The following is a 23,652-nucleotide window of genomic DNA, read 5'->3' on the forward strand; positions in this document are numbered from 1 at the left end:
TATTTAATCACTGCTACCTATATGGAAGAAAAATTACAGGAGTTAAATAACGCTTGTTCTTATATAATCCAGCAATACGCTTCAATAAATATTTCTCTGGACTTTAGCGTGGAGAGTGTAAAAGAATTGGACAGGCTTTTTGACGACGAATTTAAAGATGGGGAATTAGTAAACCCGGATAGCAGTTTTGCTAAAAGGCATGGTTTTATTATGACCGGAGTTGCTGCATATTTATCTGAAGTTTTTATACAACACTCAGTTAATTCAAAAATTGAGATTGACCCAAATGACGAAAGCTGGTATGTAAACTTTAAGGTGGTAGCTGCAAATGGATGGTCTGTAGAACCTGGACAAAGAGTGATAAAAAGGAGGCTTGAAGGAAGAGAGTCTGATTTTTATCATTATGTTATTATCATGCTGCAATATTTTACTCAGTCAGAAAATGACAAATTAAAAACCGTTAGTAATTCTGAAAATATTGACCTTAATAAAATCCGGCAAAACATACCCAGGAAGGCATGGTGGAAATTTTGGCAGCGGTAATTACCAAACATAAAAAATACAATTGACACCTTAAAACAACAGGGTAGTTGTATTTTTGTAAAATGATAAAATTCCAATCTGTTTTTAAACATCGTTTTGGCCCTGTGGCAATAGTAGCTGTTTTAGTTTGCGCCATTAGTTTTATCACAAGGATCATACTCTTAATAAAAAGCTGGCCTTCGCTTGAATTAAATCCGCTTAGCTTTCTTGGTATTTTTTTGATTGGTTTCTTTTACGACCTGGTGGTGAGTTCTTTCTTTGCCATACCGGTGGCATTGTATTGCTGGTTGATGAAGGATTCAATTTATCAAAAGAAATGGCATCGCATTTTTCTTTTCATTTTATTTTTCCTCATCAGTTTTATTTTATTACTGAATGCCGGTGCAGAAATTACTTTCTGGGATGAGTTTAGTGTGCGGTATAATTTTATTGCCGTTGATTATCTTATTTACACAACTGAAGTTCTCGGTAATATCTGGGAATCTTACAATATACCACTTATTGGCGTTGGTGTTGTATTAGCTACTATTGCAGTAGTGTTTTTAGTAAGAAAAAAAATTATTGCATCGCAGCAGGTAAGTATGCGCTTCGCAAAACGCAGTACCTTCTTCGGAATATTTTTATTAGTTACAGCTGCCGGATATTTTTTTGTGAACAATCGTTTTAAAAATATTACCAACAATAATTATGTAAATGAATTGGGCGGCAATGGGATTTACGAATTTGGTACCGCATATTGGAATAATGAAATTGATTACAATCGTTTTTATGCTACAAAAAATGATACGGCCAATTTTAAAATTTTGAAAGATATGTTGCAGGCACCCAATGCCACATTTACTAATAACCCTTTAAGCATTGAAAGAGTAATTAAGAATGACAGTGCCGAAAATAAATGGAATGTGGTATTGATAAGTGTAGAAAGTTTAAGCGGCGATTATTTAAAACATTTCGGCAATAAAGAAAATATCACGCCGTTTTTAGATTCGCTTATTCCACACAGTTTATTCTTCGAAAATTTTTATGCCAGTGGTACCAGAACTGTAAGAGGCCTGGAAGCGTTATCATTGGCTATTCCACCAACACCAGGTCAATCGATTGTAAGACGACCCGATAATGGCGATATGTTTACAATGGGCAATGTTTTAAAAACAAAAGGCTACGATGTTAATTATATCTACGGCGGCAATGCCTTCTTTGATAATATGGGCAAATATTTTGGCGGCAATGGTTATACCGTTTTAGATAAAAGAGACATCCCGGAAAAAATGGTGCACTACACAACAGCATGGGGTATTGATGACGAAGGTGCGTTTGATTACACTTTAACGCAGTGTGATAAAAGTTTTGCTGCAAACAAACTCTTCTTTAATCATATTATGACGGTGAGTAACCACCGGCCTTATACTTTCCCGGATGGGAGGATTGACATTCCTTCAGCTTCACAATCTATTGCCGGAGGCGTTAAGTATACCGATTATGCTATAAACAAGTTTTTAAAAGATGCTCAGCAAAAGGCCTGGTTTAAAAATACCGTGTTTGTGATAGTTGCCGACCATTGCAGTAAAAGTGCCGGTAAAACCGATCTGCCGGTTAACCGTTACCATATCCCCTGCTTCATTTATGCCCCGGATCTTATCAAACCCAATCTTGAGCAACGCCTTACCAGCCAGATCGACCTGGCCCCAACAATATTGGGCATGCTGAACCTGAACTATACCAGCCGCTTTTTAGGTTATGACATTTTTAAAACGCCTGCAGGCAGAGAAAGGGCATTTATAAGCACTTACCAGGATATGGGCTATATCAAAGATGGCAAGTTGGTGATACTATCTCCTCAAAAGAAAATCGAAACCTTCACCCCTAACTTCACTTCCGGCGCAGCAGCCAAAATTGCACCCGATCAGGCACTTATTAATGAGGCAATTGCCTGGTACCAGGGGGCTAATTACTTATATAAAAATGGTGGTTATAAAATGATAAAATAGCTATATTTATCTTTATAACTAGTTGATTTACAGCAATAAAATAGATGTAACTGTGTACTTTAAACATTATTGTGCAAGGGCTTGCACAATAAAATATTTCAAAAATATTTCATAAAAATGTTGTCAAATGGTAAATTCCGCATTATCTTCGTTTCGGTTTTTCATAGGATATTGGATTTTAAAGCGGGACTAGATTTCTATCTTGGTCCCTTTTTTTATTTTTTACCCTCCCGTTTGTTTGTTTAATGTTGAAACATTAGTAATTAACACTAAAACAGAATCTTAGATAAAAACATCCCCCGCTTTATTAGAAGCTATTTTATTTTCTGCCAGCAAATAATTGATCACTTTCCATAATTTCTCTTTTTTAACATTTTTTAAATGCTGTTGAATGTCTTTTACAGGTAATGGTGTGTCTTTTATCAACTGCAATACACTGGTGGCTATTTGTTCAAACTCTTCTTTTGATATAGTAAGGGCTTTTTCATTGATACAATTGTCACAAATGCCACACGACTTTGTCGTGGCTGCATTAAAATAGGCTGCAATTAATTTACTCCTGCAACTGGTAGTGCTATTTACATAATAGAGCATTGCAGCAACTCTTTGTTCAAAATTTTTCTTTCGCTGCAAGTGTGCGGTGATGTTAACTGCATAACTGTCTGCATACATCCTGTTTTTAAGTAACGTAATTTGTGGCTTCTCGTTTTGTGGCGAATACATGATGATACCGTAATCATTTAACTGCTTCAATTCTTTTTTTACAGCATCAGCATCTTTCCGTAAAAACTTTGCCAGCTGTATTTCATGAACTATTGCCGGGAAATCAAAAATACCTTCGTATGACCGTAATAAGCCTTTGATCATTGGTTCCAGTTCAGGATGTATTTTCTCAAACTCCGTGAGGTCGTTCCTGTTAGCAATTACCAATGCTGCAGAGGGTTTAAAAATAATTTCATTAAAACTTATCACATCATCCTGTTCCAATGCTTTAATGGCGTAAGTAGTGTTGAGTATATTTAATTTAAAAGCCGCCGTAAATGCTCCTAAGTCCAGGTCGTAATTCATTCCTTCGCCGCTGCCTGCTGCTACCTGTAAATGATTCATTAAAGCAGTATATGTATTCTTTATTTCTTCTGCACCCGGAAAACGGATACCACTTTGTTGTTGCAGATTTTCCAGTTCTTTGTTACTGTACAGCAATACTGCGTAAGCCCTTCTGCCATCCCTTCCTGCTCTTCCGGCTTCCTGGTAGTAGTTCTCCAGGCAATCGGGCACATCGTAATGCACTACCACTCTTACGTCGGGCTTATCAATGCCCATTCCAAAAGCATTGGTGCAAACAATCACTCTTGTTTTATTTTGTATCCAGCTTTCCTGTTTTTTATTTCTTTCTTCGTTGTTCAACCCGGCATGATAAAAATCTGCATTGATGCTGTTCATCCTCAGCAGGTCTGCAATTTCTTTGGTCTGCTTCCTGCTTTTGCAATATACAATGGCAGTGCCCGGCACATTCTTTACTATCTCCAGTAATTTATTTTGTTTAGAAGCGATATTGAAAACGCTGTAAGAAAGATTAGGCCTTTCAAATGATTGCTGAAAACGTTGCTGCGTTTTACTGAATAATAATTTTTCGCAGATATCATCCTGCACCACTTTTGTTGCAGATGCTGTTAATGCCAATACAGGCACATTTGGCAACAACTCCCGCAGGTTGGCAATACGCAGGTAAGGCGGACGAAAATCGTATCCCCATTGCGATACGCAATGGGCTTCATCTACAGCCAGCAGACTGATATTCATTACAGGCAGGTATTCTAAAAATAAATTGGTCTCTAATCTTTCGGGAGAAACGTATAAAAATTTATAATTACCATAAGCTGCATTCTGCAATGTTTTTTTTACTTCTAAAAAACTCATGCCACTATATACCGCCAATGCATCAATACCTTTTCGTTTTAAATTTTCCACCTGGTCTTTCATCAATGCAATAAGCGGACTAACCACCAGGCATATCCCATCTTTAGCTAATGCAGGTACCTGGAAGCAAATGGATTTACCACCTCCTGTTGGCAGCAATGCCAATACATCTTTTCCATGCAGTACTGCGTTGATAATATCTTCCTGCAGCGGACGAAAAGCATCATAACCCCAATATTGTTTGAGTATTTCCCGGCCTGTCAAATCAAATTATTTTAACCTGAAATTAAATTACTTTCCTGTAATTGAGGCGTATTGAATTTATAGCCAGCACTACATCGCTGAAACCCATTGCCAGTGCGGCAACACCAGGATGTAAAAATCCCATAGCCGCAACTGGAATAGCCACTATGTTATAAATAAATGCCCAGAAGAGATTGCCCTTAATGGTGGAGAAAGTATGTTTACCCAGCCCCAATGCTAATGGCAGATATTTGATACCGTTATTGGTTAATACCACCTGCGCTGTTTGCATAGCTAATTGCGATGCATCAGCAATTGAAATACCAATAGTTGCTTTTGCTAAAGCCGGTGCATCATTAATACCATCGCCAATCATGGCTACAGGTGATGCTGCATTTAATTTTTCAATGATTGCCAATTTATCAGCAGGCGTTTTTTCTGCATACACTTCATCAATGCCAACAGCAGTTGCCAATTTATTAGATCTTTCTATACTATCTCCACTTAATAAAATAGTTTTTATATTTTTTGAATGCAGGTATTGAATCACTTCAACGGCTTCTTCTCTTATTTCATCATCCATATCAAACCAACCAAGCAGGGTGTTGTTTTTGGTGAGATAGGCAGCGTGAGGGTCGTGAGTGGTTCCATGGCCCGCTACCTGTTGTCCACCATCCAGTCTACCTAATTGAAATACATTGCCATCTTTATCTTCTGCTTTTATTCCAATGCCTTTTACTTCTTCAATCTTTTTCCAGTTAATGGGATTATTAATTTTCCATTCGTTGGTTATTGCTTTGGCAATAGGATGATTGGAGAATTTTTCCATGGAGAAAACCAGTCTTTTAAATTCTTCTTCACTCACATTGATACACTCAAGTTTTGAAATGGTTAATTGCCCTTTAGTAAGCGTACCTGTTTTGTCAAAAACAACGGTGGTAATATTTTTAAATAATTCCAGGCTTTTGGCATTGCGGAAAAGGATACCTTTTTTTGTAGCCCTGCCTAATCCTACTGCAATAGCTGCCGGTGTTGCCAGGCCCATTGCACAAGGGCAACTGATCACCAGCACCGCAATACTCCGCATTAAAGATTGTGTGCCTGAAATATCAAAAGCAAAATAATTTAATAAAAAAGTAAGGGCAGCAATGCCCAATACCACGGGTACAAATATGGCACTTATCTTATCGGCCAATTGTTGTATCGGTGGCTTTTCTCCCTGTGCCTGTTTTACTAAATTTAAAATATTGCTGAGTACGGTATCTTTTCCAACGGCTGTTACCTGTGCTTTTACAGTGCCGTCAGTAAATAAACTACCGCCAATTAAAGTATCTTTTTTTTGTTTGTGAATAGGTTTGCTTTCTCCCGTTAACAATGCTTCACTTACATAAGCTTCTCCCCATAAAATTTTACAATCGGTTGGGACCTGTTCACCGGATTTTATGAGGATTAAATCGCCGTTATGCAGTTGTGTATTTTCAACAGGAAAAATTAATTCTTTATGTTCTTCGTCAAACGCAATCATATTAGCCATTACTTTTTGATTGCCGGCTAATTTGTTCAATTCTTTTTGTGTGGTGGAAACGGCTTTATGCTCAACCCATTCACCTAAAAAAACCAGGGTGATAATTGTAGCTGTCGTTTCATAAAAAACATAATCCATTCCGTAATTGCCGATGGTGCCAATTAAACTGTATACAAATGCTGCTAAAGCACCAATTGCAATCAATACATTCATATTGGGAATTCCCCTGAGTAAACTCTTAACAGCACTTACACCAAAATAACTCATGCCCACAATAAAAACAGGTAAGCAAATAGCCATTTGTATCCATGGGTTCATTAAAAAATGAATATGCCATGGTAACATGTGCAGCATCAGCACCAGGGTAAAAGGCAGGCAGAAAATAAAACGTTGTAAATGATTGGTAAAAAAAGTTGTTCGTTTTTTGTTGTTCGTTGCTAGTTCTTCGCTTTTAACTGTATATCCCAAATCTGCAATTCCTTTAGAAAGCTCTTCTTTAGATTTATTGCCATTCAGTTCAAAGTTTACATCGCCGCCGATAAAATTCACTTTCACCTCTTTCATACCTTCCTTTTGAAGATATTTTGTGATCGTTAAGGCACAATTAGTGCAATCCATCCCATCTACTTTCCATTCAACTTTTTCCATAGGGCAAAATTATTTATTGCAATTGTTACCCAATTACTAATGAAGGAAAATATCTTTGCAACATGGAGGTAATTTTTAAGCTGGAAGACATAAAGAATGCTGCTAAAACTTTTTTAGCCGGCACTGGTTCAAACAAAGTAATTGCTTTTCACGGCGAAATGGGTGCCGGCAAAACCACCTTTATACATGCCTTGTGCGAAGCCATGGGTGTAAAGGGTACTATTTCCAGTCCTACTTTTTCAATTATCAATCAATATACGGCTGCACCGGGCAATACAATCTATCATATGGACCTGTACAGGCTGAGAAATGAGAACGAAGCCATTAATGCCGGAGTGGAAGACTGTCTCTATTCAGGCGATACCTGCCTGGTAGAATGGCCTGAAAAAGCACCTGGTATTTTTCCCGACAATACTTTGCATGTGACTATTACAATGCTGGATACTAACACCCGAAAACTCAATGTGCCTAACCTCTAATGGGAGATTAGCAGTTTTATAAATTAACACTCCTTCTTTAGCAAGAGGTTGCAAAAAAAAATGTAATTTGAGATGCACTAGCAGTATCAATTATTAATTAAACAATTATCAATTAAAACACCGTGGCTACGTCAAAACCCTTTGTATCGCCTTCTTTTACCTACGAAACATTAGAAGAGACCCTGGACATTAAACCAAAAGGTGCAGAGTTGTTTATAGGAATACCCAAGGAAACTTCCTTTAGCGAAAACCGTATTGCACTTACACCCGAAGCAGTTGGTGTAATGGTGGCGAATGGTCACAGAGTGGTGGTGGAAACAAAAGCCGGCCACGGAGCCAGTTATACCGATAAAGATTATAGTGAAGCAGGTGCTAAGATTGCCTACGATAAAAAAGAAGTATATGAGTGTGATATTTTAGTAAAGAGTGCGCCGGTAAGTGAAAGTGAATGCGAACTATTGAAGTACGGGCAATACATCATCTCTCCTATTCACCTTGCAGTAATGCAAAGAGAAATATTGCAGAAGATGATGGATAAAAAAATCACCGCCTTAAGTTTTGAGAATTTAAAAGATGACAGCGGCCACAATCCTATAGTACGCAGCATGAGCGAAATTGCAGGCAGCGCTGTAATGCTGATTGCAGGGCAATATTTAAGTAATGCCAATAATGGTAAAGGTGTATTGGTGGGAGGCATCAGTGGTATCCCGCCAACAAAAGTAATTATCATTGGTGCCGGTATTGTAGGAGAATATGCTGCAAGAACGGCATTAGCCATGGGGGCCAGCGTAAAAATATTTGATAACAGTATCTATCGTTTAAAGCGTTTGCAAAATAATATTGGTGGTCGTTTATGGACTTCCGTTATTGAACCTAAAATTTTAGCCAAACAATTAAAAACCTGCGATGTAGCCGTTGGTGCATTAAGCAGCACCGGTGGCAGAACACCGATTGTTGTAATGGAAGAAACAGTAAGCAATATGCGCCCCGGCAGTGTAATTGTTGATGTAAGCATCGATCGTGGTGGTTGTTTTGAAACCAGCAGGGTAACAACGCATGAACACCCGGTATTTAAGCAATATGATGTGATCCATTATTGCGTGCCCAATATCCCCAGCGGTTTTGCACGTACAGCATCGCAGGCTATCAGTAATGTATTAATGCCTTTGTTATTAGAAACCGGCGAAGATGGTGGTATTGATAATGTGATCTGGTATAAAATAAATATCCGCAGTGGGATTTATTTGTTTAAGGGCAGTCTTACTAATTTTTACCTGAGTGAACGTTTTGATTTGAAGTATACGGATCTGAATTTGCTGATAGCAAGCAGGAGGTAGTGCTTTACAAAAAAAATGTAATTTTATTCTTGAAATTTAAGCAGTATGAGTTCCGCAATCCCAAAAGGTGATAGAAAATATACTTTTGCCGAATACATGGCAATGGAAGAAACCAGTGTGGAAAAACATGATTTTTACCATGGGGAGATTTTTGCAATGGCAGGTAGCAGCAAAAGCCATAATAATATTATTTTAAACATTGCAATTGCTTTAAGAACAACCAAAAAAGTCGGTTGCGATGTTTTTATTGATGGAATGAAATTAGAAATTGAGAAGAATGAATTTTACGTTTATCCTGATTTAATTTATACCTGTAATGATAATATAAAGGGAAGTGATTTATATGTTAAAAATCCCTCTATAATTTTTGAAGTACTTTCCGACTCAACAGCGTTATATGATAAAGAAGTAAAACTCAAATATTATAAAAGAATAGAAAGCCTTAATTATTACGTATTGGTTGCGCAAAAAGAAATTATGGTAGAAGTGTACAGCCGCATTAATGATAGCCAGATTTGGCAGTACCAGACTTTTGAAAACTTAAATGAGACTATTGAATTTGAAAGACTGGGGTTTGTGTTACCGGTAAGCGTAATTTATGAGAACATTGGATTTGAAGAAACGGAAAAAAGTTAATTGAAACATTTGTTTTAACTCTACTTTTTTATTTATAATCCCCAATCCTTATCACTTCATCACAAAACTCATACTCCTGTTTATCATTACTGCTTACAATTACTAATTTCCCTTTAGTATAATTGCTGATCAAATGATGATACAAGGCGGTACCATCAGCATCTAAATTAGTAGTAGGTTCATCCAATAATAAAATGGGGGTATTGCTGAAGAATGCCAGCGCCAGTTTTAACCTTTGCTTCATACCACTGCTGTAATAGCGTATTTGTTTGTTGGCAGCGTTTAGTAAACCTACGGTTTGTAATATTTCATTGATTGAAACAGAATCAATCAATGGCTTGAATTGTATATGAAAATCCAGCATTTCTTTAGCCGTCATTTCTTCAATCAATTCTAAGTAAGGTGCAGCGATAGAAATGTTAGTATACAATTGTTCGGCAGCTACTGTTTGCTGTTGATCATTTTTAACTGTAACACTGCCTTCGTTATGTGTAAGAGAACCGGATATTACCTGTAATAAAGTTGATTTGCCCGAACCATTGGAGCCGGTAATAGCATATGCTCTTCCTGACTGAAACTGGTAACTGCAGTGGCGGAATATCCACTCCCGGTTAAATCTTTTGCCAACGTTGTTAAGGGTGATATTCATATTACCTCATCCCAACCTCCCGATGCATCGGGAGAACTCGAAGGGGGAGTTCAAATTTTTAGGTGCTTTAATTTTATTGCCAGCTTGTGCCAAAAAATATTCAGTGTTCAATTTTCAACACTCAATTTTCAATGGAAATGCATACCATTAAATGTCTGAGCTATTGTAGAAAACCCATCAACTGCTCAAAGTTCTTACTCTTTTTTTGATTGAATATTGAGCATTGAACATTGTTTATTGAACATTTTGCCCCTATTAAAAAGTAACTAACCTGGTGATGCATTTTATTCATCGTCCGAGCTTCCTTTCGTAAACCTTTTAATAATTCCTCTTCCACTTTCACGAATGAACGTTACTATCTCGTCTCTTTCATCTGTTGCCGGAAATTCTTCTTCAATATAATTTAATGCCTGGGAAGTATTCATGCCCTTGTTGTAAATAATGCGGTAGATATCGAGTATCTGGTTAATACGATCCAATGAAAAACCACGGCGTTTTAATCCTACGGAATTTACTCCGGCATAACTCAATGGTGTACGTCCTGCTTTTATATAAGGCGGCACATCTTTGCTTACTAAACTTCCTCCGGCTATAAATGCATGCTGGCCAATTTGTACAAACTGGTGTACTGCACACATACCTGCAAGAATAGCGTTATCACCCATCACCACGTGCCCGGCCATTTGCGTATTGTTGCTCATGATACAGTTATTACCCACAATACAATCGTGTGCAATATGGCTGTACGCCATAATGAGGCAGTTGTTACCAACCTTTGTTGTCCAACGGTCTTTACTGCCACGGTTAACCGTTACAAATTCACGTATGGTAGTATTGTCGCCAATTTCAACAGTGGTTTGTTCGCCTTCATATTTTAAATCCTGCGGAATAGCTGCTATCACTGCACCGGGAAAGATGCGGCAGTTCTTGCCAATTCTTGCCCCTTCCATAATGGTCACATTACTGCCTATCCAGGTCCCTTCTCCTATTTCCACATTAGGGTGAATCACACTAAAGGGATCGATCTTTACATTAGTAGCAAGCTTTGCGCTGGGGTGTATGTATGTATGTGGGTGAATCATTTTTGATTTATGATATATGATTTATGATTTGTGATTGGCAAACGAATTTACTGATTTACTAATTAACTCCCGAAATGACCGGGACGTTCCGAAGTTAACCAATGAACCAGTTAACTTCTCTTTACTAACTGAGCAGTTAAATCTGCTTCGGTACACAATTTATTACCTACGTATACGCTACCTCTCATAATACAAATACCACGGCGTATAGGTTCAATCAATTCCATTTTCAGTATCATGGTATCACCGGGTACCACTTTTTGTTTGAACTTACAATTCTCAATTTTTAAGAAGTAAGTATCATACTGTCCCTCGGGCATGGCATTGATACAAAGCAAACCACCTGTTTGTGCCAGTGCTTCAATTTGCAATACGCCTGGCATTACCGGATTTCCGGGAAAATGGCCCTGGAAGAAAAACTCGTTGAAGGTTACGTTTTTGATACCTACAATTTGTTTATCACTCAACTCAATGATCTTATCTACAAACAAAAACGGAAAGCGGTGTGGCAATGTTTTTTCAATCTGCTGCTGTGTATACACCGGCTGCTGATTGGGATTATAGATCGGAATATCCTTGGTGTGTTTATTCTTTTTGATGTATTGTTTTATTTTTCTGGCAAACTCCACATTACTGCTATGGCCCGGCCTGTTGGCAATGATATGCGCTTTAATCGGATAACCGATCAATGCAAGATCACCAATTACATCCAATAGTTTATGACGTGCCGGTTCGTTAGGGAAACGCAGTTCTAAATTATTTAAATAACCTTCGCTTTTCACTTCTACCTTAGTACGGCCAAACGCTTTTGCAAGGCGGCTCATTTCTTCATCGGTAACAGGTTTATCTACCACCACAATAGCATTATTGATGTCGCCACCTTTTACAAGATTATTATCCAGCAACATTTCTAATTCATGTAAAAAGCAAAAAGTGCGGCAAGGTGCAATTTCAACTTTAAATTCTTTTATAGATTTTAAGCTGGCATGTTGCGTGCCTAACACAGGGCTGTTAAAATCGATCAGCGTTGTAATTTGATAATTTGTTGCCGGAAGCGCCGTCATATCTACCCTCTTCACATCATCGTAATGGGTAATATTGGTATCGATAGTGTACCAGGCTTTGGCAGCATCCTGTTCCAAAACACCGGTTTCTTCAATAATTTCCACAAAAGGTTCGCTACTACCATCAATGATCGGAATTTCCGGGCCATTGATCTCGATCAGGCAATTATCTACGCCCATACCCACTAAAGCAGCCAGAATATGTTCTACAGTACTCACTTTAGTATCACCTTGTTCTAAAGTTGTTCCTCTTGAAGTATCGGTTACCAGGTCGCAATCGGCTTTAATTACCGGCATTCCTGGTAAGTCGATACGTTGAAACTGAAAACCAAAGCCGGGATTGGCGGGCTTTAACGTCATATCCACATTTACACCTGTGTGCAGGCCCGTACCTGAAATACTTACCGATGCAGCAAGCGTATGTTGTTTATCAGGATTGAAATTGTTATCCATCAGAGTTGAAAATTTTGGGTGCAAAGATAAGAATAGTTGATGGTTGATAGTTCATAGTTTATAGTCAGGACTTCAGAGTGGGGCCCCACTTATTCCGGAAAAGTATGCTGCAATTAAGTTCAACCTTTAACTATAAACTTTTAACTATAAACCTCCCTAAAACTGGAACTGGAAGCTACCAAAAATACCAAAACGGGAGGTTTTATTAACAGGCAAAGGCCTTGGTAATACACGCCACACAAAATCCAGGCGAAGTACCTTAAGGATATTATCGATACCGGTGCCTACTTCCAGGTAAGAAGTGCCGTTTAACGTTTTAAACGTACCTGCTTTATTATTAATGGCTGCATTTTCATCGTTCAACGATCCCCAAACCGCTTTAGCATTCCAGAACTGGCGCAATTTTAATTTACGGGTAAATGGAATAAAGCGGAATAAACCCGAGCCTACATTATGCTCAATATTAGCGCCGGCGTATTGATCGCTCAAATATTCAAAACGGTTCATCAGGTTAAAACTTCCGGGATTGTAATAATAAATATCATTGCCGGGATGATTTTCTAAAAGTGTAAAAGGCAACGTGCCATTCACTTTTCCGGCATACAATTTATATGAGAAGGAACCGTAGGGAGATATTTTCATGTAATCCTTTATTGTTAATCCTATCCTGGTATAATTGTAAGCGCTGTTTAAAACACCTGAAAACCCTTTCGTTAACATGAGTTCAGCAATAGGATATTTTGTACCTAATGAGTAACGGAAATAATCACCTTCTACAAATTGCTCCAGGTAAGCAAAACGCAATTTCAATGCTACTTCAAAACTGGATAATGGCAGGCCTTCATTTACAACAAAGCTTTCTTTAAAAGGCAAATTTTTCAGCGGTGTGTATTGCCGGTGAGAAATAAACCATTCAGTAGAAAATCCTTTGCCCAGTTCATTAAATATTTCAAACCTCACATCCTGCAACTGGATAAATTTTCTTGTGGTATTGGGTTTGCGGATAGCTAAAGAAAAAATATTATCCTGGCCTACGTCACCAATCTGGTTGATACCATTATCAATATCATTATAATAAGAAAGGTGTAAACGAAAACGTTTAGGATCTCTTTTTACAATCCAGAAAGCTTCTGCCTGCCCTTTAAATTTTTTATCTTTAAAGCCATATGCTAAATAAGTATGCAGGTAGATATGTTTATTGAAGCCTGTGGTAGTGCCCAGGTCAAAACGGGTGCGAATGCCTTCCCAACTATTACTGCTTATCCAATTGAACCAGGGGCCGATCTCGTAATTGGTTAATTGTTTATACCCGGTGCCGATAAATTTCAACGTGTTTTGCAAACGCTGAAATTTGGGCATTTGCAGGAGTTTATCTACAGTAGCATAGATCGCTTTTTCATTGGTGGATAAAGTATCATGCCGCAACACATTCCATACCGAATCTGTTTTTAAATTACTACCCGGAGAAGTTTTTACTACTTCTTCAATCGGTTGTTGCTTAAATAAATCAGTGATAGAATCGCTGTTAATAATAATGTTGCGGTAGGATGTTGTTTTTCTCCCGATAAAAGTGAGCGATTGTTTACCGAGTATTTTAAAATCGGCAAAAAATTTATCCCTGTTTAAAAAATACACACTATCGTTGATGGGAATAAATTCCTGGAATACACTGATGCGGTCGATATAATTGATATTAGCATCTTTACCAAGGTATAAACTTATTTTCTGTATCTGGTAGGTTTGTGATATAACCCAGGCATCACCTTCAAAAGTATTTTGCCCTGCATGTTTGGGTGAAAAAACAAAGTGAAATACTTTTTTTCCCCCGATCAGCTGCGTATCAGGCACAGAAAAGTTATAGTATATATCTGCATTTTCATTGAACGGGCCAATAAAATCCTTATCCATCACATTCACATAATTGCCATACACATTTACATTCTGGTTCATTACTCCCATCAGCTTACTGATGCTTTCATTGGTAAAGCCCTTGGTATTACTGGCTTTAATGTTCTCAAAATATTTTTTGGTATTTTTTTGAAAAGCGTAATCACTCACACTTTCTAAAAGGTAGGCAGGCAAAAAAGGTTCTTTTTCGGAAGTGCTATCTATATTATCGAAAATAAAAGAGAAAGGTTTCAGCAGAAAATTTTTCTTTGCTTTGTCCGCCTTAAAATTTTTAATATCAATCTCTAATTTATTATAAGCCTCGTAACCAAAATTGGGCAAATTGTAGCGATTGTACTGTTTCTTTTTGCTCATGATCTTCTTCCACAAATACAACCCCTTATTAATTTTTGACTTTACTGTTACTCCATTGGTTGCTGCACCACGTTGCAACTGTATCACGATTGTTTTGTTATTTACAGAGTCGTTAACAGGCACTTTATAAGTTTCGTACCCAACATAGGTTACCACCAAGGTGTCTTTTGAAAATTTGCTGATGTAAAAAGAAAAATTACCGGCACTATCAGAAGTCTTTCCCACACCCGACCTTGCAAAATATATTGATGCATAACTTACCGGTTCTTTAGTATGAGCATCCTGTATAACACCTTTAAAGCTGAGGCTTTGTGCATTAAGTTGTGCTGTAAAAAAGATAAATGCTGCTAAAAAAAAATAACGTAAAAAATTCAATGTAATATTTAGTTGATACTGATTAATAAAATAACCCGGGTATCTACCTGAATAACTAACCGGGTTTTAATTTGTAATACGTATGTTTTACAAATTAATAGATTACAAAAGCAGCAAAATCGTTGGCAAAAAAATAAAAAGCTTTATAGAATTTCTTTTTTTTCTCTTAAAGCAGCTATTTGTTTTTCTAATTCCTGTATACGTTTTTCCATATCGGGCAATTTACGGCTGGCAGCCTGGCTACGTAAGGCAGCGGTATAATCGTGTGCCGGCGAACCGGTAACAGCCTTACCAGCTTCAAGCGATTTACTTACACCACTTTGTGCATTAATTTTTGCACCATCGCCAATATTGATATGTCCAACTATTCCAGCCTGCCCGCCTATCATTACATTATTCCCGATTTTTGTACTACCACTTACGCCACTCTGCGCTGCAATTACAGTATTATTACCCACTTCCACATTATGAGCTATTTGTAACAGGTTATCCAGCTTGGCACCGGATTTAATTAAAGTGCTGCCGATAGTGGCCCTGTCAATAGTAGCATTAGCCCCAATTTCCACACCATCTTCTATAATTACGTTGCCTATCTGTGGTACTTTTTTAAAAGTGCCATCTGCCTGGGGAGCAAATCCAAAGCCATCACTTCCAATAACCGTGCCTGCATGTATCACTACGTTTTTGCCAATCACACAATCGTGGTAAATTTTTACCCCCGGATGAATAATGGTGTTTTCGCCAACAATAACATTATTACCCAGGAAAACATTCGGGTAAATTTTGGCACCGTCAGCTACAATAACATTTTGCCCTAAATAAGCAAAAGCACCTATAAAAACATTCTCGCCTGTTTTTGCTGTTGCATCAATATACACCGGTTGCTGAATACCACTTAGCTGTTGCCTTTGTATTTGTTGGTATTTGTCTAGTAAAACCGCAAAAGAAGTATAGGCATCAGGTACTTTAATTAATGTTGCAGTAACAGGTTGTTTTAATTCCTGAGTTTCATTGATGATGATAATAGATGCCTTGGTGCTGTACAAAAATTCTTCGTATTTGGGATTGGCTAAAAAAGCCAGTTGCCCTTCTTTGGCTTCTTCTATTTTACCAAAAGAAGCTACAGCGATATCGCCATTGCCTTCTACTTTTCCGCCAATTATCATGGCTATTTGTGTTGCAGAGAATTGCATAAATGAGTTTTGAGCTGCAAGCCACAAGCTTCAAGTAGCGGTATTATTCTTGCAGCTTGAGGCTGATAACTTGTAGCTATCTTAAGTAACAAATGTAATATTTTTTAACCTTACCCCTCATATTTTGATTGATGAGGGCATTATCCACTTCTGATATGTCTTTAACAGCACCATCCTTAAACAAAATGTAAATATGTTCGTTATCGAAATTATAAGTACTGCTTGCAGCTTCGCCTGTAAAAACCAACCAGCCTGCCTCTTCTTCCGTTAAGTTATATTTAGTTTGTGCAGCTGCCGACTTTTCGTTCAGCAAATTTTTATCTACCGGGTCTCCAAAATATTTTGTTTTTAAAAGCTGGCGGTTAATAATGCCTTTGCATAATATCGACAGTACTTTATCTTCATGCACACTCCAGGCTTTTATGGCGGCATGCAGGTCATAATCGTCTAATCCGCAAAATTCCTCAATGGTAATCTTTGTATCAGGTGCATTAATCAGTTTATGCAATGGGCCCGGAGTAGCAACATTTATCTGCTTAGCCCTTTTAACAATGCGCTGCAGCATTTGTTCGGCACAATTCACTGTTTTATGCAGGTACACCTGCCAGTACATAAGGCGGCGTGCCACTAAAAATTTTTCAATAGAATAAATGCCTTTCTCTTCCACCATTAATTCGCCATTATGTACCGTAAGCATTTTTAAGATACGGTCGTATGCAATCACACCTTCATTTACACCACTAAAAAAACTATCTCTTGTTAAATAATCCATCCTGTCCACATCCAGCTGGCCACTGATGAGCTGGTGTAAGAATTTTTTAGGATGAGTGCCCTTAAATATATCTATTGCCAATTGCAGTTTACCATCCAGCTGAAGGTTCAGCTCTTGCATGATCAGCAATGAAATTTCTTCGTGGTGCATACCTTCTACCAGTACATGTTCCAATGCATGGCTGAAAGGCCCATGCCCCACATCATGCAAAAGAATTGCAATTTTTGCTGCCTGTTCTTCTGCCCCATTTATTTCAACACCTTTGCTCTTTAATTCATTTAAAGCGTTGCTCATTAAATGATAAGCGCCTAAAGAATGATGTAATCTTGTATGTACGGCTCCGGGATAAACCAGGTACGCCATTGCCATTTGGTTGATACGGCGCAGGCGCTGGTAATAAGGATGGGCAATGATTTGGTAGATCAGCTCGTCATCAATGGTAATAAAACCATACACGGGATCGTTTATTATTTTGCGAAAAGACATTTTTTAGTTGACAGATGTTAGATGAAAATAATCAGTATTGTTTCTATTCAACATTGCTATTTGTTAAAAGATGTACAAAGCTAAATAAAGCACTCCATCATTGATATAAAAAATTAAATTTGCTTAAACCAGTTCATGGCTTATAGTTCATGGTTCATAGTAAAGCTAAATGCAGCATTATCAACTTTCAACTATCAGCTATCAACTATCAACTATTTATATGAGCATAGCAAAAATTCTTTGGGTAGATGATGAGATCGACAGCCTGACTTCTCAGATCATGTTTTTAGAAAATAAAGGTTACGAGGTGCAAACCAAAACCAATGGCTTTGATGCTATTGAATTTGTAAAAGACAATATTGTAGATGTAGTGTTGATGGATGAAAGTATGCCGGGGTTAACCGGCTTGCAAACATTGCAGCAGATAAAAGAAGTGAACAGCAATTTACCCGTTGTACTCATTACTAAAAATGAAGCAGAGAATTTGATGGATGAAGCCATTGGTTCGCAAATAAGTGATTATTTAATTAAGCCGGTAAATCCCAACCAGGTATGGCTGAGTTTGAAAAAACTTATTGACAACAAAAGACTGGTAGCCGAAAAAACCACTTCTGCCTATCAGCAGGAGTTTCGCAGTTTGTTTATGGCATTAAGTGATAATCCTGATTACAATGCCTGGATGGATATTTATAAAAAATTAGTTTTCTGGGAGCTGGAAATGAAGAAAAGTGATAGTCCTGAAATGCAGGAAATATTTCAATCGCAAAAGGCAGAGGCTAATAATGATTTTTTTAAGTTTATTTCTAAAAATTATGCCTCCTGGGTAGGACCTAAAAGTACTGCCGCTCCAATCATGAGTAATACTTTAATGAAGTTTAAAGTGTTTCCGCATCTGGAAAAAGGCACTCCTTTATTTTTTGTACTGATAGATAATTTACGTTTCGACCAATGGAAAACCATTCAGCCGATTTTTGCAGAAAGCTTCCGCATTCATGAAGAAGAAACTTTTTATTCGATTTTACCCACAGCTACTCAATATGCCCGTAATGCCATCTTTGCAGGTTTGCTTCCGGTAGATATAGAAAAACAATTTCCGGTACAGTGGAAAAACGATGACGAAGAGGGAGGAAAAAATATGTTTGAAGAAGATTTCTTTAAAGCACAATTAAAAAGACTAGGAAAAAGTGATCTTAAATATTCCTACACCAAGATCACCAATAACCACGACGGGCAAAAATTAGTAGACAATATTCATAATATGCTGCAAAACGATATTAATATCATTGTGTACAATTTTGTAGATATGCTGAGCCATGCCCGTACTGAAATGGAAGTGTTGAAAGAATTAGCAGGTGATGAAACAAGTTACAGAAGTATTACTGAAAGCTGGTTTACGCATTCGCCTTTGCATGCAGCACTTAAAAAAATTGCCGATAAAAAATTAACGATGATCGTAGCTACAGATCATGGCAGTGTAAGAGTAAAAACGCCAGCTAAAGTAATTGGCGATAAACAAACCACGGCCAACCTGCGCTATAAACATGGCCGTAACCTCAACTATGAAACAAAAGATGTATTGGCATACAGGGACCCGAGAGAAGCTGGCCTTCCGGTTCCCAATGTAAACTCCAGTTTCATTTTTGCTAAAGGCGATCTTTTTTTATGTTACCCTAACAATTACAATCACTTTGTAAATTATTATAAGAATACTTTTCAGCATGGCGGAGTAAGCCTGGAAGAAATGATTGTGCCGGTGATAAGGATGACGAATAAATAATACAGCCCGAAACCCTTAAAGAGGCTTACAAAGAGTTTTTTAATCAGATAGCCTGCTGAGAGTATCAGGTAGTCTGTAAATTTTTATCAACGTTTGTTGATAAGTAAAGCCACGTTAAGCTCATTACTGCTTTATTTTTGTAGTGTTTAAAATTCACGATTCACAACTGACGATTCACGGGAATGAAATACACATCAAACATATTAGATAAAATAGAGAGAATTGCAGAGGAAGCCGGTTATGTAATCCGTTACGAAAGAGGAAACTTCCAGAGTGGCTATTGTATTTTACAGGCTAAAAAAGTTATCGTACTCAATAAATTCTTTCAAACAGAAGGCAGGATAAATACCCTTGTTGATCTGATGCCTCAATTAGAGATCAATTTTGATGCACTCACACACGAAAGCCAGAAGATGTATGAAGAAGTAATGGCTGCTGAGGCAAGCAAATAATCAGCTGCAAGCCACAAGCTACAAGGGGCTACTTACTATTTCAATAAGATTTATTATTTGATAATTGTTCAGAATTAAGGGATAATCCCTTGAAACTTGTAGCTTAAAGCTTTTGCCCTGTTCCAAATCCCTATTTTTGCAAAGTGCATTGTCCCCCTTTACAAATAACATTTCTTGGTACCGGCACCAGTAGCGGTGTCCCCATGGTAGCTTGCAGTTGTTATGTCTGTACCTCTCCCGATAAAAAAGATAAACGTTTACGCAGTAGTATTTTAGTACAAAGTGATACCACAACCATTGTTGTAGACACTACTCCCGATTTCAGGTACCAGATGCTGAGGGCTGAAGTAAAAACGTTAGATGCTATACTGTTTACGCATCCACACAAAGATCATGTTGCCGGGCTGGATGATGTAAGGCCTTTTAATTATTTTCAGAAAAAAGCCATGCAGGTTTTTGCCAATTCACTTACAGAAGAAGCTATTAAAAGAGAATTTGCCTACGCATTCTCTGATAAAAAATATCCCGGCATACCGGAGATCAGTTTAAATACCATTAATGGCGAGCCTTTCTACATTGGCGATATTCCAGTAATTCCAATTTCAGTATGGCATCATAAAATGCCGGTACTGGGTTTCAGATTTGGTAAGTTTACTTACATTACCGATGCTAACAGGATTGAGGAGAATGAAAAAGAAAAAATAAAGGGCAGTGATGTCATAGTATTGAATGCATTGCGTAAAGAAAAACATATTTCTCATTATACTTTAGATGAAGCCATTGCCGAAGTGCAGGAGCTTAAAATACCCAAAGCTTATTTTACTCACATCAGCCACCAGTTAGGCAGGCACGAAGAAGTGAGTGCCGATTTACCAGCTGGTATTGCATTAGCCTGGGATGGCATGCAACTTTCTTTCGAATAATTTCCACTTAATAGTATTACCGGTACAAACTTTTGTGTCATTAATACTATTAGCTTATGTGGAAACAACTTTTATCTTCTTACTTCTCGTTTACTAAAAAAGAACGCACCGGCATTTTTATACTGCTGTTTTTAATTATTGTTTTTACGTTATTACCGTTCTTATATCCATTATTTATTAAATCAAAAACTGTTGATTCTACCGTTTTTGAAAAAGAAATTGCAACGCTTAAAATAAAACAACAGGACACCGCTAATCAATATGTAAAAAAGAATTTTGATGAAGATAACTATCCCAATTATTATCAGCCTGCTGAAAATAATTATAACACAAAAAATAAAGGCGAGCTTTTTTATTTTGACCCCAATACAGCCACCACTGCTGATTGGCAAAGATTGGGTGTAAAAGATAAAACGATTGCTATTATTCAGAATTATGTAAACAAGGGCGGGCATTTTTATAAGCCTGAAGATATCAGTAAGATATGGGGCCTGCATCCTGATGAAGTGCAACGCATGATTCCCTATATTCAGATTGCGCCAAAAGAAAATACTTATCCTCAAAAAACTTATGAAGCAAAAACCTATGATAAGCCTAAAAACTCACCTTCAATTATTGATGTCAACAATGCTGACACCTCCGCCTTTATTGCATTGCCAGGTATCGGCAGTAAACTGGCACAGCGTATTATCAACTTCAGGGATAAGCTGGGTGGTTTTTATAAACCAGAACAGGTAGGTGAAACTTTTGGTTTGCCCGATAGCACTTTCCAAAAAATAAAAGCAAGATTATCAATTAGTAATTCAGGCATTAAGCAACTTAATATTAACACCGCTACAGTTGATGAATTGAAAGCACATCCCTACATCCGGTACAATATTGCCAATGCTATTGTACAGTACAGAGCACAGCATGGTAATTTCTCTTCAGTAGCAGATATTAAAAACATAATGCTGGTTACGGAAGAGGTTTATAGTAAAGCTGCCCCTTATCTTACTGTTCAATAAAAAGGCTAACACCCGTTAGTATTTTAAATTCCTTAAGTTTGTATTTCAAAGATTGTAGTACTATGAATTTTAAGCAAAGCGAATTAACCCAACAGGTGGCACAAACGGCAAAAGATTTTGCCCTGCAATACATTAAACCACATTTAATGGAATGGGATGAAAGCCAGGAATTTCCGCTGCACATTTTTAAAGAAATGGGTAAGCTGGGATTGATGGGTGTATTTGTACCGGAAGAGTATGGCGGCAGCGGTATGGGTTATTTTGAATACAATGTGGCCATCCAGGAAATTGCCAAGGTATGCGGTTCAATTGGCTTATCATTAGCTGCACATAATTCATTGTGCACCGGCCATATTTTAGCATTTGGTAACGATGAACAAAAGAAAAAATATCTACCCCAATTAGCCACTGCAGAATATTTAGGTGCCTGGGGTTTAACTGAAGCCAACACAGGCAGTGATGCCGGCAATATGAAAACCACTGCTGTAAAAGATGGTGACGACTGGGTATTGAATGGCACTAAATGCTGGATCACTCATGGTAAAAGTGGTGATGTGGCTGTTGTAGTTTGCCGTACCGGAGAACCGAGAGCAAAAGATAATTCCACAGCATTTGTGGTGGAACGGGGTACACCTGGTTTCAGTGCCGGCAAAAAAGAAAATAAATTAGGCATGCGTGCAAGCGAAACTGCCGAAATGATATTTGATAATTGCCGCATACCGGATGCAAACCGTTTGGGAAATGTTGGAGCAGGATTTAAACAAAGCATGAAAGTATTAGATGGTGGAAGAATTTCTATTGCTGCATTAAGCTTAGGTATTGCCAAAGGTGCTTACGAAGCTTCGTTACAATATGCACAGGAACGCCACCAATTCGATCAGCCTATTGCAAACTTCCAGGGTATCAGTTTTAAATTAGCAGATATGGCTACAGAAATTGCTGCTGCCGAATTATTAATTAACCAGGCCTGCTATTTAAAAATGAATGGCCTGCCAATGACAAAAGAAGCAGCCATGGCAAAATATTATGCCAGTGAAGTAGCGGTAAAAGTGAGTACGGATGCAGTGCAGATATTTGGCGGTTACGGTTACACTAAAGATTTTCCGGTAGAGAAATTTTACAGGGATAGTAAACTGTGTACCATTGGCGAAGGAACAAGTGAAATACAAAAGTTAGTCATCAGCAGGGAAGTGTTGAGATAATTAATTTTATTTTAGCTGTATAATGTTTAAGGTAGTAAAACCTTTTTGTGTACTCATGGTTCTGCTGAACATTTCGTGCCAGCATTCTACTTCATTTAAAAAAGAAAAGCAACAATCCATTACAATTGATGTGCAGCCATTTACTGATATGGCTACAGCAGAAACAGAATATGTTTTTAATGAAATCAAAAATGTTTATCCGAATGTTACTTTAAAAAATCCGGTTCCTCTTCCACAATTGGCTTTTTTTCCCTTACGCAACAGGTACAGAGCCGATTCACTGATTAAGTTTCTTAACGCACTTGTTACAAATGAACATGTAATAATTGGTTTAACCAGTAAGGACATCAGCACCACAAAAGACTCTGTTGCAGACTGGGGTGTGATGGGCCTGGGATTTTGCCCCGGCAAAGCCTGTATTGCATCTACTTTTCGTTTATCTAAAACTGAAAAATTGATGCAACTGTTTAAGGTAGCCATTCATGAATTAGGACATACACAAGGTTTACCTCATTGTGAAGTGAAATCCTGTTTTATGAGAGATGCAGAAGGACGTAATCCTACCAATGATGAAAAAGATTTTTGCGTTAATTGCAAAAATTTTCTGAAGCAAAAAGGATGGGTATTTAAATAGAT

19 protein-coding genes are annotated in these 23,652 nt (G+C 37.7%); 11 read left to right on the top strand and 8 right to left on the bottom strand.

Annotation, left to right across the window (positions count from 1 at the left end):
• Window positions 1-21: 21 nt before the first annotated feature.
• Both ACQ334_RS08875 and ACQ334_RS08880 read left to right on the top strand, forming a co-directional pair.
• A complete protein-coding gene (locus ACQ334_RS08875) occupies window positions 22-543 on the top strand; it encodes a hypothetical protein (protein WP_430987837.1) in 522 nt (173 codons plus the stop codon).
• Between the two features lie 62 nt (window positions 544-605).
• Window positions 606-2,531, top strand: a complete 1,926-nt coding sequence (locus ACQ334_RS08880) for an LTA synthase family protein (RefSeq protein WP_430987838.1) — start codon at window positions 606-608, stop codon at window positions 2,529-2,531.
• Between the two features lie 282 nt (window positions 2,532-2,813).
• Here ACQ334_RS08880 and ACQ334_RS08885 read toward each other — a convergent pair whose 3' ends face one another.
• Together ACQ334_RS08885 and ACQ334_RS08890 are read right to left on the bottom strand one after the other, a co-directional pair.
• On the bottom strand, window positions 2,814-4,715 hold the full coding sequence (locus ACQ334_RS08885) for a RecQ family ATP-dependent DNA helicase (RefSeq protein WP_430987839.1): 1,902 nt from the start codon (window positions 4,713-4,715) through the stop codon (window positions 2,814-2,816).
• Window positions 4,716-4,737: 22 nt separating this feature from the next.
• Window positions 4,738-6,867, bottom strand: coding sequence for a heavy metal translocating P-type ATPase (locus tag ACQ334_RS08890; RefSeq protein WP_430987840.1), 2,130 nt, complete (start codon window positions 6,865-6,867; stop codon window positions 4,738-4,740).
• A gap of 62 nt (window positions 6,868-6,929) precedes the next feature.
• Here ACQ334_RS08890 and tsaE point away from each other — a divergent pair, with 62 nt between their 5' ends.
• The 3 genes from tsaE (at window position 6,930) to ACQ334_RS08905 (ending at window position 9,319) form a co-directional block, all read left to right on the top strand.
• A complete protein-coding gene (tsaE, locus tag ACQ334_RS08895; RefSeq protein WP_430987841.1) occupies window positions 6,930-7,346 on the top strand; it encodes a tRNA (adenosine(37)-N6)-threonylcarbamoyltransferase complex ATPase subunit type 1 TsaE in 417 nt (138 codons plus the stop codon).
• 122 nt (window positions 7,347-7,468) lie between these two features.
• Window positions 7,469-8,683: an alanine dehydrogenase gene (locus ACQ334_RS08900; protein ID WP_430987842.1), complete on the top strand. Its 1,215-nt coding sequence runs from the start codon at window positions 7,469-7,471 to the stop codon at window positions 8,681-8,683.
• A gap of 45 nt (window positions 8,684-8,728) precedes the next feature.
• Complete coding sequence (locus tag ACQ334_RS08905; protein ID WP_430987843.1) at window positions 8,729-9,319, top strand: Uma2 family endonuclease; 591 nt, start codon at window positions 8,729-8,731, stop codon at window positions 9,317-9,319.
• A gap of 28 nt (window positions 9,320-9,347) precedes the next feature.
• Here ACQ334_RS08905 and ACQ334_RS08910 read toward each other — a convergent pair whose 3' ends face one another.
• From ACQ334_RS08910 to ACQ334_RS08935, 6 genes are all read right to left on the bottom strand, one after another.
• Window positions 9,348-9,968 (bottom strand): ABC transporter ATP-binding protein, encoded by a 621-nt coding sequence (locus ACQ334_RS08910; protein WP_430987844.1) that lies wholly within the window; start codon window positions 9,966-9,968, stop codon window positions 9,348-9,350.
• A 284-nt stretch (window positions 9,969-10,252) separates the two neighbouring features.
• Window positions 10,253-11,050, bottom strand: coding sequence for an acyl-ACP--UDP-N-acetylglucosamine O-acyltransferase (gene lpxA, locus ACQ334_RS08915; RefSeq protein WP_430987845.1), 798 nt, complete (start codon window positions 11,048-11,050; stop codon window positions 10,253-10,255).
• A gap of 110 nt (window positions 11,051-11,160) precedes the next feature.
• Entirely contained in the window at window positions 11,161-12,567 is a 1,407-nt protein-coding gene (locus ACQ334_RS08920; RefSeq protein WP_430987846.1) for a bifunctional UDP-3-O-[3-hydroxymyristoyl] N-acetylglucosamine deacetylase/3-hydroxyacyl-ACP dehydratase, read from the bottom strand.
• 156 nt (window positions 12,568-12,723) lie between these two features.
• Window positions 12,724-15,204, bottom strand: a complete 2,481-nt coding sequence (locus ACQ334_RS08925) for a DUF5686 family protein (protein WP_430987847.1) — start codon at window positions 15,202-15,204, stop codon at window positions 12,724-12,726.
• 143 nt (window positions 15,205-15,347) lie between these two features.
• A complete protein-coding gene (gene lpxD, locus ACQ334_RS08930; protein ID WP_430987848.1) occupies window positions 15,348-16,397 on the bottom strand; it encodes a UDP-3-O-(3-hydroxymyristoyl)glucosamine N-acyltransferase in 1,050 nt (349 codons plus the stop codon).
• A 76-nt stretch (window positions 16,398-16,473) separates the two neighbouring features.
• Window positions 16,474-17,655, bottom strand: a complete 1,182-nt coding sequence (locus ACQ334_RS08935; protein ID WP_430987849.1) for an HD domain-containing protein — start codon at window positions 17,653-17,655, stop codon at window positions 16,474-16,476.
• 220 nt (window positions 17,656-17,875) lie between these two features.
• On the opposite strand from ACQ334_RS08935, the gene ACQ334_RS08940 reads away from it, so the two are divergent.
• The 6 genes from ACQ334_RS08940 (at window position 17,876) to ACQ334_RS08965 (ending at window position 23,650) form a co-directional block, all read left to right on the top strand.
• Entirely contained in the window at window positions 17,876-19,432 is a 1,557-nt protein-coding gene (locus ACQ334_RS08940) for a response regulator (RefSeq protein WP_430987850.1), read from the top strand.
• A gap of 182 nt (window positions 19,433-19,614) precedes the next feature.
• Window positions 19,615-19,884 carry a hypothetical protein gene (locus tag ACQ334_RS08945; protein WP_430987851.1) on the top strand — a complete coding sequence of 90 codons (270 nt, stop codon included), beginning with the start codon at window positions 19,615-19,617 and terminating at the stop codon, window positions 19,882-19,884.
• Between the two features lie 143 nt (window positions 19,885-20,027).
• On the top strand, window positions 20,028-20,807 hold the full coding sequence (locus ACQ334_RS08950; protein ID WP_430987852.1) for an MBL fold metallo-hydrolase: 780 nt from the start codon (window positions 20,028-20,030) through the stop codon (window positions 20,805-20,807).
• A gap of 56 nt (window positions 20,808-20,863) precedes the next feature.
• A complete protein-coding gene (locus tag ACQ334_RS08955; RefSeq protein ID WP_430987853.1) occupies window positions 20,864-21,814 on the top strand; it encodes a ComEA family DNA-binding protein in 951 nt (316 codons plus the stop codon).
• A 62-nt stretch (window positions 21,815-21,876) separates the two neighbouring features.
• Window positions 21,877-23,016 carry an acyl-CoA dehydrogenase gene (locus ACQ334_RS08960; RefSeq protein WP_430987854.1) on the top strand — a complete coding sequence of 380 codons (1,140 nt, stop codon included), beginning with the start codon at window positions 21,877-21,879 and terminating at the stop codon, window positions 23,014-23,016.
• A 55-nt stretch (window positions 23,017-23,071) separates the two neighbouring features.
• On the top strand, window positions 23,072-23,650 hold the full coding sequence (locus ACQ334_RS08965) for a matrixin family metalloprotease (protein ID WP_430987855.1): 579 nt from the start codon (window positions 23,072-23,074) through the stop codon (window positions 23,648-23,650).
• Window positions 23,651-23,652 lie beyond the last annotated feature (2 nt).

This window comes from Ferruginibacter sp. SUN106, assembly GCF_050611765.1.
Lineage (GTDB): Bacteria > Bacteroidota > Bacteroidia > Chitinophagales > Chitinophagaceae > Ferruginibacter.

Bases quoted from the DNA above. Each gene is read 5' to 3' on its own strand.
- ACQ334_RS08875 (WP_430987837.1), top strand. From the start codon at position 22: ATGGAAGAAAAATTACAGGAGTTAAATAACGCTTGTTCTTATATAATC.
- ACQ334_RS08880 (WP_430987838.1), top strand. From the start codon at position 606: ATGATAAAATTCCAATCTGTTTTTAAACATCGTTTTGGCCCTGTGGCA.
- ACQ334_RS08890 (WP_430987840.1), bottom strand. From the start codon at position 6,867: ATGGAAAAAGTTGAATGGAAAGTAGATGGGATGGATTGCACTAATTGT.
- tsaE (WP_430987841.1), top strand. From the start codon at position 6,930: ATGGAGGTAATTTTTAAGCTGGAAGACATAAAGAATGCTGCTAAAACT.
- ACQ334_RS08905 (WP_430987843.1), top strand. From the start codon at position 8,729: ATGAGTTCCGCAATCCCAAAAGGTGATAGAAAATATACTTTTGCCGAA.
- ACQ334_RS08910 (WP_430987844.1), bottom strand. From the start codon at position 9,968: ATGAATATCACCCTTAACAACGTTGGCAAAAGATTTAACCGGGAGTGG.
- lpxA (WP_430987845.1), bottom strand. From the start codon at position 11,050: ATGATTCACCCACATACATACATACACCCCAGCGCAAAGCTTGCTACT.
- ACQ334_RS08920 (WP_430987846.1), bottom strand. From the start codon at position 12,567: ATGGATAACAATTTCAATCCTGATAAACAACATACGCTTGCTGCATCG.
- lpxD (WP_430987848.1), bottom strand. From the start codon at position 16,397: ATGCAATTCTCTGCAACACAAATAGCCATGATAATTGGCGGAAAAGTA.
- ACQ334_RS08935 (WP_430987849.1), bottom strand. From the start codon at position 17,655: ATGTCTTTTCGCAAAATAATAAACGATCCCGTGTATGGTTTTATTACC.
- ACQ334_RS08940 (WP_430987850.1), top strand. From the start codon at position 17,876: ATGAGCATAGCAAAAATTCTTTGGGTAGATGATGAGATCGACAGCCTG.
- ACQ334_RS08945 (WP_430987851.1), top strand. From the start codon at position 19,615: ATGAAATACACATCAAACATATTAGATAAAATAGAGAGAATTGCAGAG.
- ACQ334_RS08955 (WP_430987853.1), top strand. From the start codon at position 20,864: ATGTGGAAACAACTTTTATCTTCTTACTTCTCGTTTACTAAAAAAGAA.
- ACQ334_RS08960 (WP_430987854.1), top strand. From the start codon at position 21,877: ATGAATTTTAAGCAAAGCGAATTAACCCAACAGGTGGCACAAACGGCA.
- ACQ334_RS08965 (WP_430987855.1), top strand. From the start codon at position 23,072: ATGGTTCTGCTGAACATTTCGTGCCAGCATTCTACTTCATTTAAAAAA.